Annotated in this window: 12 protein-coding genes; 10 read left to right on the forward strand and 2 right to left on the reverse strand. The window is 71.6% G+C overall.

Annotated elements, in window-relative coordinates; translation table 11 throughout:
- Window positions 1-227 precede the first annotated feature (227 nt).
- Both ACFWJO_RS07580 and ACFWJO_RS07585 read right to left on the reverse strand, forming a co-directional pair.
- Window positions 228-1436 (reverse strand): Cmx/CmrA family chloramphenicol efflux MFS transporter, encoded by a 1209-nt coding sequence (locus tag ACFWJO_RS07580; protein WP_386863932.1) that lies wholly within the window; start codon window positions 1434-1436, stop codon window positions 228-230.
- A gap of 183 nt (window positions 1437-1619) precedes the next feature.
- Window positions 1620-2312 carry a hypothetical protein gene (locus tag ACFWJO_RS07585; RefSeq protein ID WP_386863875.1) on the reverse strand — a complete coding sequence of 231 codons (693 nt, stop codon included), beginning with the start codon at window positions 2310-2312 and terminating at the stop codon, window positions 1620-1622.
- A gap of 156 nt (window positions 2313-2468) precedes the next feature.
- On the opposite strand from ACFWJO_RS07585, the gene ACFWJO_RS07590 reads away from it, so the two are divergent.
- The 10 genes from ACFWJO_RS07590 to metK all read left to right on the forward strand — a co-directional run bounded on the left by ACFWJO_RS07590 (window position 2469) and on the right by metK (window position 11611).
- A complete protein-coding gene (locus ACFWJO_RS07590) occupies window positions 2469-3911 on the forward strand; it encodes an MFS transporter (RefSeq protein ID WP_386863876.1) in 1443 nt (480 codons plus the stop codon).
- A 91-nt stretch (window positions 3912-4002) separates the two neighbouring features.
- Window positions 4003-5196, forward strand: a complete 1194-nt coding sequence (locus tag ACFWJO_RS07595; protein ID WP_386863877.1) for a trans-sulfuration enzyme family protein — start codon at window positions 4003-4005, stop codon at window positions 5194-5196.
- 110 nt (window positions 5197-5306) lie between these two features.
- Entirely contained in the window at window positions 5307-5852 is a 546-nt protein-coding gene (locus ACFWJO_RS07600) for a MaoC family dehydratase (protein WP_386863878.1), read from the forward strand.
- A 93-nt stretch (window positions 5853-5945) separates the two neighbouring features.
- Window positions 5946-6788, forward strand: coding sequence for a class I SAM-dependent methyltransferase (locus tag ACFWJO_RS07605; RefSeq protein WP_386863879.1), 843 nt, complete (start codon window positions 5946-5948; stop codon window positions 6786-6788).
- Window positions 6785-7828 (forward strand): class I SAM-dependent methyltransferase, encoded by a 1044-nt coding sequence (locus ACFWJO_RS07610; protein ID WP_386863880.1) that lies wholly within the window; start codon window positions 6785-6787, stop codon window positions 7826-7828. Before ACFWJO_RS07605 ends, ACFWJO_RS07610 begins: the two co-directional genes overlap by 4 nt.
- A 30-nt stretch (window positions 7829-7858) precedes the next feature.
- Window positions 7859-8752: a diiron oxygenase gene (locus tag ACFWJO_RS07615; protein WP_386863881.1), complete on the forward strand. Its 894-nt coding sequence runs from the start codon at window positions 7859-7861 to the stop codon at window positions 8750-8752.
- Window positions 8753-8788: 36 nt separating this feature from the next.
- Window positions 8789-9679, forward strand: coding sequence for a hypothetical protein (locus ACFWJO_RS07620; RefSeq protein WP_385695481.1), 891 nt, complete (start codon window positions 8789-8791; stop codon window positions 9677-9679).
- A 1-nt stretch (window position 9680) separates the two neighbouring features.
- Window positions 9681-10139 carry a holo-ACP synthase gene (acpS, locus tag ACFWJO_RS07625; protein WP_384410330.1) on the forward strand — a complete coding sequence of 153 codons (459 nt, stop codon included), beginning with the start codon at window positions 9681-9683 and terminating at the stop codon, window positions 10137-10139.
- A 12-nt stretch (window positions 10140-10151) separates the two neighbouring features.
- Window positions 10152-10406 (forward strand): phosphopantetheine-binding protein, encoded by a 255-nt coding sequence (locus ACFWJO_RS07630; RefSeq protein ID WP_384410333.1) that lies wholly within the window; start codon window positions 10152-10154, stop codon window positions 10404-10406.
- Window positions 10403-11611 carry a methionine adenosyltransferase gene (metK, locus tag ACFWJO_RS07635; protein ID WP_386863882.1) on the forward strand — a complete coding sequence of 403 codons (1209 nt, stop codon included), beginning with the start codon at window positions 10403-10405 and terminating at the stop codon, window positions 11609-11611. Before ACFWJO_RS07630 ends, metK begins: the two co-directional genes overlap by 4 nt.
- Window positions 11612-11635: the final 24 nt, after the last annotated feature.

Below are 11635 nucleotides of genomic sequence, written 5' to 3' on the forward strand. Positions count from 1 at the left end.
CCTTCCGCCCACTCCGCCCTCGTGGTGGTGGCGGGCGCGTTTGGGGTGGGTTCGAGGGGGATTGTCCGCCTCCTGAGGGGGTTGGGGTTGCGCCGTCGGAGGGGACGGCCGGCGCAGGGCGGGACCCCGCCGCGTTACGAGGTGTAGTAGCCGGCGAGGTCGGCGAGCAGATCCACCGAACCCGACTTGTTGGAGAACGCGACCCTGCCGTTCACGACGGGACGAGGTCAGCGGGGTGTGACGGAGGTCCGTTCCGGCTCGTCCGCCGACACTCCCATGACCACCCGCGACCGGGACCTGCCGAGCCGCAGCGACACCGTGACGGCGCCGAGGCCGAGGAGGGCCATGGCCGCGCCGGCCCAGGCGGGGGAGGCGAAGCCGAGGCCGGCGTCGATGACGGTGCCGCCGAGCCAGGGGCCGCCGGTGTTGCCGAGGTTGAAGGCGGCGGTGGTGGTGGCGCCGGCGAGGGTGGGGGCGGCGCCCGCGACGTTGAACATGCGGGCGTTGAGGGCGGGCGCCGTGTAGAACGCGGAGACGCCGAGCAGGAAGGTCAGCGTGACCGTCGCGACCGGGCTGGAGGCGAGCAGGGCGAGGGCCACCAGGAAGACGGTGGAGGCGGTGATGCCGCTGAGGAGGACGCCGAAGAGGTGGGCGTCGGCGACGCGGCCGCCGATGTACGTGCCGATGAGCGCGCCGATGCCGAAGAGCGCGAGGACGGCGGAGACCCAGCCCTCGTCGAGGCCGGCGACGTCGGTGAGCAGCGGGGCGAGGTAGGAGAAGGCGCAGAAGACGCCGCCGGCGGCGAGGGCGGTGATCAGGACGGAGAGCAGGACCTGCCGGTCGCGGTAGATGACCAGTTCGCCCTTGAGGCGGGGCCTGGTCTCGGGCAGGGGGATGTGCGGGATGCGGGTGACGACGCCGACGAGGGCGATCGCGGAGGCCGCGCCGACGGCCCAGAAGGCGGAGCGCCAGCCGAGGTGCTCGCCGAGGAAGGCGCCGGCGGGCACGCCGAGCACGTTGGCGATGGAGAGTCCGCCGATCATGACGGCCATGGCCCGCGCCCGGGCCCCGACCGGCACCATGGCGATGGCGACGGCCGCGCCGACGGCCCAGAACCCGGCGCAGGCGAGCGCGCTCACCACGCGGGAGGCGAAGAGCACCGCGTAGTTCGGCGCGAGCGCGCCGGCGACCTGCCCGAGCCCGAAGACGCTGATCAGCGCGACGAGGGTGGTCTTACGGGGCAGCCGCAGCGTGGCGACGGCGAGCAGCGGCGCTCCGACGACCATGCCGATGGCGAAGGCCGAGATGAGCAGCCCGGCGCGGGGGATGGACACGTTCATGTCCTCCGCGATGGGCGGCAGCAGCCCGGACAGCATGAATTCGCTCGTGCCGAGCGCGAAGACGGACAGTCCGAGGATGTAGACGGCCAGCGGCATACGGGAGGCCCCGTGCGGGGCCTGGTCGGAGGACGGCGGTGCGGCTTCGGAGTTCGTCGACGGCATGACAGGGCCAACCGGATCTTCGCCCCTGTCATTCCGCCCCCGGCGAACGTCTCGGGATGCGAGACGATCACCGGGAGCGGTGGAGGCAGCCCGTCGGGCAGGGCCGCGTCGGCCGGGTCAGGCCTGGGCGTCCGGGGCGGGAGCCTCCAGCTCCGCCAGTTCCCGTTCCAGGTTCTCCCGTGCCTGCTCCTCCCAGGCCGCCGCTCCGTACGGCGTGCGGAACAGGCGGGGCAGGGCGAGGAGTTGGCGCAGGATCGCCGCGCGGCCCTCGCGGAACGCTGGCTCCGGGACGAAGGCGTACTCCTCGCGTACGGCTGCGGTGTACCCCCGGTAGGTATCCGGGTCGCTCGCCAGGATCGCCAGGTCGGCGTCGCACAGGGTCTCGCCGTTGAGGTCGCCCGGGGCCGGGTCGTGGGTGGTGGTGAGGCGGACCAGGCGGGCGACCTCGGCGACCTCGTGGGCGGTCAGGCCCGCCTCGTGCAGGGCCTTCTCGGCCAGGGCCGCCGAACGTTCCTCGTTCTCGGAGCGGTCCGGGCGGTAGACCGCGTCGTGGAACCAGGCGGCGAGCCGTACCAGCTCCAACTCTCCGCCCTCGCCGCCCTTTTCGGACAGCTCGTCGATGCGGTCGAGGACCGCCCGCAGGTGGTGGGCGGTGTGGTAGCGGCGCTGCGGCTCCGTCCAGCGGGACAGCAGGTTCCGGCCGTACGGGAGCGGGTCCGGGCCCTCGCGCCCGGCCCGCGCGGCGAGCAGGGTCGCGGTCCAGCGCTGGAGGAGTTCCTGTTCCTGGGCTGCCTTCATCGGGGCGGTCATGGGTCGCATTCTGCCGCCCCGGGCCCGGCCCCGGCCCCCGGAAGCGCGTGCTCCATCCGGCCCTCATCTCACTCTTACATACCCCCCATGGGTATGCTACGGTGCTCCCGCAGGTACCCCCCAGGGGTATGTCACCGCGAGTGAAGGGTCAGGGCAATGTCAACCGTCAACCCCCGGCGCTGGTGGGCACTTGCCGTGCTCGCCGCCGCGCAGTTCATGGTCATCATGGACACCTCGATCATCGGCGTCGCACTCCCGAAGATGCAGGCGGACCTGGGCTTCTCCCAGGGCGAGCTGCAGTGGGTCTTCAACGCCTACGTGATCGTCTTCGGCGGACTGCTGCTCCTCGGCGGCCGCCTCTCCGACCTGATCGGAGCCCGGAAGATCTTCGTGTCCGGCTGGGCGATCATGATCGCCGGCTCCGTCCTCGCCGCGGCCGCGCAGACCGCCTGGGTGGAGATCGCCGGCCGCGCCGTCCAGGGTGTCGGCGGTGCGCTCATCGCGCCGTCCGCCATGACCCTGCTGATGATGCTCTTCATGCACGACCCGCGTGAGCTGGGCAAGGCGATGGCGCTCTACGGTGCCGCCGCCCCGGCCGGCGGCACCGCCGGCGTCTTCCTCGGCGGCGTGTTCACCGAGTGGGCCGCCTGGCAGTGGTGCTTCATCATCTACGTCCCGATCGGTCTGGCCACCCTCGCCGCGACCAAGCTCCTCCCGGACGTCGAGTCCCGCCGCGGCTCCGTCGACGTCCTCGGCGCCGTCGCCGTCACCGCCGGTCTCGCCCTCGGCGTCTTCGCGGTCGTCCGCGCCCCCGAGGTCGGCTGGGGCGCCACCGCCACCATCCTGGAGCTGGCCGGCGCCGCCGCCCTCATCGTCCTCTTCTTCGTGATCCAGAAGGCCGTCCGCGAGCCGCTCATGCCGCTCAGCGTGTGGCGGGTCCCGCGTCTCGGCTCCGCCAACCTGGCGATGACGCTGCTCGGCGCCGCCTGGATCCCGATGTGGTACTTCCTCAACCTCTACCTCCAGCAGGTCCTCGGCTACGGCGCCTTCGCCTCCGGTGCCGCGCTGCTCCCGATGACCGTGCTCCTCATGATCTTCATGACGGCCATCACCGCCCGGCTCATGGCCAAGGTCGGCGCCAAGCCGCTCATCGGCGTCGGACTGCTGCTCCTCGCCGCCGGACTGGTCTGGCTGGCCGCCGTCGAGCCCACCGGCACCTTCCTCGTCGACGTCCTGCCGGCCTCGCTGGTCGCCGCGCTCGGCATGTCCCTCGCCTACATCCCGGCCATGATCGCCGCGATGTCCGGCGCCCCGCAGGAGCAGGCCGGTCTCGCCTCCGGCATCGTCAACACCACCTACAACGTCGGTTCCGCGCTCGGCCTCGCCGCCCTCACCGCGGTCGCCATGTCGCAGGGCGCCGACCAGCTCGGCAACCTGCCGAAGCTGACCGACGGCTTCTCCGCCGCCTTCATCGGCGCCGCGGTCATCGCCGCGGTCGGCGGTGTCGTCACCCTCCTGGTGATGAAGTCCGACAAGGCCCTCGCCGCCGGGGCTCCGGCGCCCGCCCCGCAGGAGCAGGGCGACAAGGTCTCCGTCTGACGCAGTCCCGTCCGTCCCTCAAGGGGCCGCCCGACGTCCGCCTCCGCCGGACGCCGGGCGGCCCCTTTCCCGTATCCCGGAAGGAAAAGCCATGGAGCTCAGCACCCGTGCCGTCCACGTGTCCGACCCGCCGGCGCCCGGCGGCGGTCACCCGCTCTCCGTGCCGCTCGTCCAGTCCTCCGCCTTCGCCTTCTCCTCCGCCGACGCGCTCGCGGAGGCCATGGCCGGGCCCGACGGGCAGTACGTGTACAGCCGGCGCGGCAACCCCACCGTACGGGCCCTGGAGCGGACGCTCGCCGGGCTCGAAGGCGGCGCCGGAGCCATCGCCTTCGCGTCCGGGATGGGGGCGATCAGCGGTGTGCTGCTCGCGCTCCTGAAGCCGGGCGACCGGGTGGTGGCGCAGCGCTGCCTGTACGGCGGGACGTACGCCGTCCTCTCGGACCTCGCCGCCCGCTACGGCGTCCACGTCACGTACGTGTCAGGCGACGACGTGGAGGAGTTCGAGCGGGCCGCCCGGCATCCGGCCACCCGGCTGCTCGTCCTGGAGACGATCGCCAACCCCACCGGCCAGGTGCCCGACCTGCCCGGACTCCTCGCCGCGGCCCGCTTCCTCGGCGTCACGAGCGTCGTCGACAACTCGCTCGCCTCGCCGGTGCTGTGCCGGCCCGTCGAGCTGGGCGCGGACGTCGTCGTGCACTCCACCACCAAGTACCTGGCCGGCCACTCCGACGTGCTCGGCGGCGCCGCCGTCTTCGCCGACGACGCGCTGCGCCGGGCGGTGTGGCCGCGCACCGTCGAACTCGGCGCCTGCGCCGACCCGTTCGCGGCCTGGCTGACCCTGCGCGGGATCGCCACGCTGCCGCTGCGGATGCGCGAGCACTGCCTGAACGCCGCGGTGCTCGCCCAGCGGCTCGCGGACAGGGGCGCTGCCCGGGGCGACGTCACGGCGGTCCACCACCCGTCGCTTCCCGGCCATCCCTCGTACGAGACGGCCCGCAAGGTGCTGTCCGGTGGCGGCGGGCTGCTCTCGTTCGAGCTCGCGGGCGGCCGGGAGGCCGGCCGGGCCTTCATCGAGCGGGTACGGGTCGCCCGGCTCGCGCTCTCGCTCGGCGGCGTGGAGTCCCTGGTCACCCACCCCGCGTCCACCTCGCACCGCGAGCTGGACGCCGACGCCCTGGCCGCCGCCGGGATAGCGCCGGGCCTGGTGCGGATGTCGGTCGGGATCGAGGCCGTGGAGGACCTGTGGGACGACATCGAGCAGGCCCTCGAACAGGCCGCCGGCTGACGGTCGTTCCTTCGGGTTCCGGCCTTCTTTTGGGTTGACAAAATAAATGGTCGATTCGTAAATTAGGAGATGCCAGGGAACGACAACTCCTAGGTCAAGGGGGGCGCGCGATGCGCTACTTCGAGGACTTCCGGCCCGGCGACGTCCACGAGCTGGGCACCGTCACCGTCACGGCGGAGGAGGTGCTGGAGTTCGGAAAGCGCTTCGACCCGCAGCCCTTCCACACGGACCCCGAGCTCGCCAAGGACTCGCCGTTCGGCGGACTGATCGCCAGCGGCTTCCACACCCAGTCGATGTTCATGCGCCGCTACGTCGACGGGCTGCTCGCCTACAGCGCCTGTCTCGGCTCGCCCGGCATCGACGAGGTCCGCTACCTGCGTCCCGTCCGTCCCGGGGACGTCCTCACGGCGCGCGTGGAGATCCTCGGCGCCACGCCGTCGCCGTTCAACCCCACCAGCGGCACCGTCAAGCCGCGCTGCACGCTGGTGGCCGCCGACGGGACGGCCGTGTTCAGCATGGTCCTGCACAGCATCTTCCGGCGCCGTCCCGCCGGATCCGAGGCCGGACATCTGTCGTCGATGCCCGCCGCCGAGGATCCCGCCGGGTGCTGCACCCGAGCGAGGAAGAGCGAGCCCGCAGCCGCCATGAGCGCGTAGCGCTCCCGCCGGAGCGCGTAGTGCTCCCGCCGAACACGGCCGTCCGAACCTCTCTCAACCACCTGCGAATCCACCAGTGAAGGGGGACCTCCCGTGGAGGCCGTATCCCGCACCGCCCAGTGGACCGCCGCCGCGCGTGCCCTGGAGACCGAGCGCGAGGACCGGCTGTTCGCCGATCCCTACGCGCGCACCGTCGCCGACCAGATCGGCTTCGAACTGCTCGAGCGCTACGCCGGCGGCGGCACCGTCCCGTTCCTCGCCATCCGCACCACCTACCTCGACCGCGCCATCGTCAAGGCGGTGGAGGAGCGCGGCATCCGGCAGGTCGTCTTCCTCGCCGCCGGCATGGACACCCGCTTCTTCCGGCTGCCCTGGCCCGACGGCGTCACCGTCTACGAGCTCGACCGCCCGGCGCTCCTGGAGGCCAAGGCCGCGATGCTCGCCGACGAGCCGCAGCCGGCCGGCCGCACCCGGATCACCGTCCCGGTCGACCTCACCCAGGACTGGACCGGCCCCCTCAAGGAGGCGGGATGGAAGAGCGACGAGCCCGTCCTGTGGGTGGTCGAGGGCCTGCTGTTCTTCCTGCCCGAGCAGGCCGTACGGACCCTCATCTCGACGCTCTCCGCGCACGCGGCGCCCGGCTCCGTGCTGCTCGGCGACGTCATCTCCAAGGCCGCCCTGGTGAACCCGCTCGCCCGCGGCTTCCTCAAGGCGCTGGAGGAGGACGGCAACCCGTGGCTCTTCGGCACCGAGGAGCCCGAGGCGCTGCTCGACGACTGCGGCTGGGCCGTGCGCGAGGTCAGGCAGCCCGGTGAGCCCGGCGCCCACTTCGACCGCTGGCCGTACCCGGTCCCGGCCCGCTCCGTCCCGGGCGTGCCCCGCTCCTTCCTGTTCACCTGTGATCTGCCGACGTACAAGGAGGAGAAGGCCGCATGAGCGCCCACGACTTCCACCAGAAGGTCATCACCGACGCCGGCGCCGCCGTGCGCGGACTGACCGTCGCCCTCGGCGAGCGCCTCGGCCTCTACCGGGCCCTCGCCGACCACGGCCCGCTGACCGCCGGCCAGCTCGCCGAGAAGACCGGCACCAACGAGCGGTACATCGAGGAGTGGCTGCACGCCCAGTTGTCCGCCGGATACGTCGAGCGGCACCCGAGCTCCCTCACGTACACGCTGCCCGCCGACCACGTCGCCGTGCTCGCCGACCCGACGGCCGTCACCTTCGCCGCCGGCTTCTTCACCGCCCTGAAGGCGCTGTACGCCACCGAGGACCTGCTCGTCGAGGCGTACCGCACCGGTGACGGCGTCGGCTGGGCCGAGCACGACGCGGCCCTCGACACCGGCATGGGCTCCTTCTTCCAGCCGACGTACGAGCACAAGCTCGTCCCGGACTGGCTGCCCGCCCTGCACGAGGTCACCGACAAGCTGGCAGCGGGCGGCACCGTCGCCGACGTCGGCTGCGGCGTCGGCCACACCACGCTGCTCATCGCCAAGGCCTTCCCGAACGCCACCGTCCACGGCTTCGACTACTCCGAGGAGGCCATCTCCATCGCGCGCCAGCTCGCCGAGGAGGCCGGCCTGTCCGACCGGGTGGTCTTCGACGTGGCGTCCGCAGACGACTACCCGGGCTCCGGCTACGACCTGGTGTGCTTCTTCAACGCCCTGCACGACATGGGCGACCCGGTCGCCGCCGCCCAGCACGTCCACAAGTCGCTCGACGCCGACGGCACCTGGATGCTCGTCGAGTCGAACGTGTCGCCCGCCGACATCGACACCCAGACCCCGGCCGCCCGCATGTTCATGGCGCTGTCCGCCGTGATGTGCCTGCCCGTCGCCGTCGCCCAGCGCGGCCCGCACGCCCTCGGCAACCACTCCGGCGAGAAGGCCTTCCGCGCCATCGCCGAGGAGGCCGGCTTCACCCGCTGGCGGCGCGCCACCGAGACCCCGGTCAACGCGGTCTACGAAGTCCGGCCGTAACCACCTCCAGCGACCCCGAGGAGTCACACCATGGGCGTCACCGCCCCGCTGCCCGTCACCGACCGGTTCATGGAGGTGCTCTCGCGCCTCAGCGAGCGCTCCGTCGAGGACTACTACAACCCGTACCAGACCTTCCAGTGGCCCGAGAGCCTGGAGGAGAACCGGTACTGGATGACGCCGGAGCTGCTCACCGTCTACGGCACCGAGCACTTCGACACCCTCGGCGAGGAAACGCTTCAGCGCCTGTCGAAGTGGGAGTCGATCAACTTCTACAGCCTCAACGTGCACGGCATCCGCGAGCTCCTCATCGAGGTCGTCGGCCGCATCCACATGCCGGGCTTCGAGGTCCCCTCGGACTTCTTCCACCACTTCATCGGCGAGGAGAACGAACACATGTGGTTCTTCTCCGAGTTCTGCCGGCGCTACGGCAACAAGATCTACGGCTCCACCGCGATGCGCGCCGACGCCGCCTGGGAGCCCGAGGTCGAGAACTTCCTCGTCTTCACCCGCATCCTGTTCTTCGAGGAGCTGGTCGACCACTACAACTCCCGGATGGCCAAGGACGACTCCCTGTGCCACACCATCCGCGAGGTCAACCGGATCCACCACCAGGACGAGTCCCGCCACATCGCCTTCGGCCGCGAACTGGTCTCGCTCCTCCACCAGCGGATGTGCCAGGCGGTCAGCGCCGAGCGGGTCCGCGAGGTCGAGGCGTACCTCAAGCGCTACGTCGTCTACAGCGTCAACTCGCTCTACAACCCCCACGTGTACCGCGACGCCGGCATCCCCGACCCGCTGGCCCTGCGCAACGCCCTCGTCGCCGACGAACGCCGCCGCCCCCACGAGCGCAAGGCGATCCGCAAGCCGCTCGCCTTCTTCCTCAGGACCGGGATCTTCTCCGACGACAGCCTGCCCGTCGTCTGAGTCCCCAGGAACCTCCCACCGAGAGGTGCACCGATCATGACCATGACGACCCCCGAGCAGAACGTCGGGGCGACCAGGGGCCTGCCCACGCTCGGCCCGGAGGGGACCCGCCTGCTGCGGCTCCTCGACGACACCTTCGAGGGCTGGGGAGTGGCCGCGGGCGCCCGCCCGATGACCATGCCCCCGCTGCTCCCGGCCGCCGACCTGGCCCGGCTCGACTACTACGACAACTTCCCCCACCAGGCCGTCGTCGCCGCCCCGCTCGACCTGGAGCGCCGCGCGACCGAGCCCTTCTCCACCGACACCGGCTGCTTTCCGACCGCCGCGCTCGAACCGGCCGCGCTCGGACTGCCCTCGGCGTCCTGCTACGCCGTCTACCTCACCCACCAGGGCACCCAGGTCGCCGACGACCACCTGGTGACCATCTGCTCCTGGTGCTTCCGCAAGGAGACGCACTACGAGGGGATGCGACGGCAACTCGGCTTCCGCATGCGGGAGATCGTCGCCGTCGGCTCGCGCGAGCACGCCGAGAACCACCTCGCGGACTTCACCGCCCGCATCCACGCCTTCGCCACGGCACTCGACCTGCCGCTGCGCAAGGAGGCCGCCTGCGACCCGTTCTTCGACAAGGGCGGCTCGAAGGCCCTGCTCCAGCGGCTCACGCCGGTGAAGCACGAGTTCCTGTACGAGGACCTGGCCATCGCCTCGGTCAACACGCACCGGAACTTCTTCGGCGACCGCTGTGACATCACCCTGGAGTCCACCGGCGGCCCCGCCTTCACCAGCTGTGTCGCCTTCGGCCTGGAACGCTGGCTGTCGGCGCTCACCCGCCGGCACGGCGACTGGGAGTCCGCCACCCAGGCGGTCCTCGACGCCGACGCCCGACTGCGGGCCGACGCGAGCCTCGCGGCCGGGCCGGTGATCTGACGTGCCGGCCCGTCCCGTCGCCCCGCCGGCGGGCGGCCTGGGCTGGGCGAACCTCGGCATGGACATCGTGTCCGTCAACCGTGTCCGCAGGCTTCTCGCGCAGTACGGGGAGAAGTTCTTCGAGCGGATGCTCACCCCCGGCGAACTCGCCGACTGCCGCACCGCCGCCGGGCTCGACATCCTGAGCCTCTGCGGCCGGATCGCGGCCAAGGAAGCGGCCTTCAAGACGCTGCGCGTCCGCGGCAGGTTCCTGCCCTGGACGGACATCGTCGTACGGCGCTCCGAAGGCGGCTGGCCGCTGGTGGAGCTGCGCGGACCCGCGGCCGGGATGGCCCAGGAGTCCGGCATCTCCGAGATCACCGTGTCCATCAGCCACGACGTGGACTACGCGGTCGCGGTCGCCGCGCCGATCATCGCCCCCACCCCTTACGTACCCAGCAGCTCATCGAGCAGCAGCTAAAGGAGAGCAATCATGGCCGACGGCCTGCAGACGGTGAAGAACTGGATCCTCGAGCGTCACCCGGAGCGCGAGGACATCGCCTCCGACCTCGACCTGATCGAGAACCGGCTCATCGACTCGCTGTCCTTCGTCGAGTTCGTCTTCCTGCTGGAGCAGGAGAGCGGCACCGCCATCCAGATGGAGACCCTGGAGGTCGACTCCATCCGCACCCTCGCCGCCATCGAGCAGTCCTTCTTCGCCAAGGCCCCGGCGGAGGTCCAGGCATGAGCCGCCGCCTGTTCACCTCGGAGTCCGTCACCGAGGGCCACCCCGACAAGATCGCCGACCGGATCAGCGACACGATCCTCGACGCGCTCCTCGCCCAGGACCCGTCGTCCCGCGTCGCCGTGGAGACCCTGATCACCACCGGCCAGGTCCACATCGCCGGCGAGGTCACCACCGCCGCGTACGCGCCGATCGCGCAGCTGGTGCGCGACGCGGTGCTCGACATCGGCTACGACTCCTCCGCGAAGGGCTTCGACGGCGCCTCCTGCGGCGTGTCGGTGTCCATCGGCGCGCAGTCGCCGGACATCGCGCAGGGCGTCGACACCGCTCACGAGTCCCGGGTCGAGGGCGCGGAGGACGAGCTGGACCGGCAGGGCGCCGGCGACCAGGGCCTGATGTTCGGCTACGCCTGCGACGACACCGCCGAGCTGATGCCGCTGCCGATCGCGCTGGCCCACCGGCTGTCGCGGCGGCTCACCGAGGTCCGCAAGAACGGCACCGTCCCGTACCTGCGGCCCGACGGCAAGACCCAGGTCACCATCGAGTACGACGGCGACCGGCCGGTCCGCCTCGACACGGTCGTGGTGTCCTCGCAGCACGCCGCCGACATCTCCGTCGAGGGCCTGCTCGCCCCGGACGTCCGCGAGCACGTCGTCGAGCACGTCCTCAAGGAGCTCGTCGAGGAGGGCGTGAACCTGGAGTCCGACGGCTACCGGCTCCTGGTGAACCCGACCGGGCGCTTCGAGATCGGCGGCCCGATGGGCGACGCCGGCCTCACCGGCCGCAAGATCATCATCGACACGTACGGCGGCATGGCCCGCCACGGCGGCGGCGCCTTCTCCGGCAAGGACCCGTCGAAGGTGGACCGTTCGGCCGCCTACGCGATGCGCTGGGTCGCCAAGAACGTCGTCGCCGCCGGGCTGGCCAGGCGCTGCGAGGTGCAGGTCGCGTACGCGATCGGCAAGGCCGAGCCCGTCGGCCTGTTCGTGGAGACCTTCGGCACCGGCACCCTGCCCGACGAGAGGATCCAGGAAGCCGTCAGCCAGGTCTTCGACCTGCGGCCGGCCGCGATCATCCGCGACCTGGACCTGAAGCGTCCGATCTACGCGGCCACGGCGGCGTACGGGCACTTCGGCCGCGAACTGCCGGAGTTCACCTGGGAGCGGACCGACCGGGTCGACGCCCTCAAGACGGCCGCGGGCCTCTGAGGGATCCGAGGATCTGAAGGAGCT

Source organism: Streptomyces sp. NPDC127092 (assembly GCF_042722475.1).
Lineage (GTDB): Bacteria > Actinomycetota > Actinomycetes > Streptomycetales > Streptomycetaceae > Streptomyces.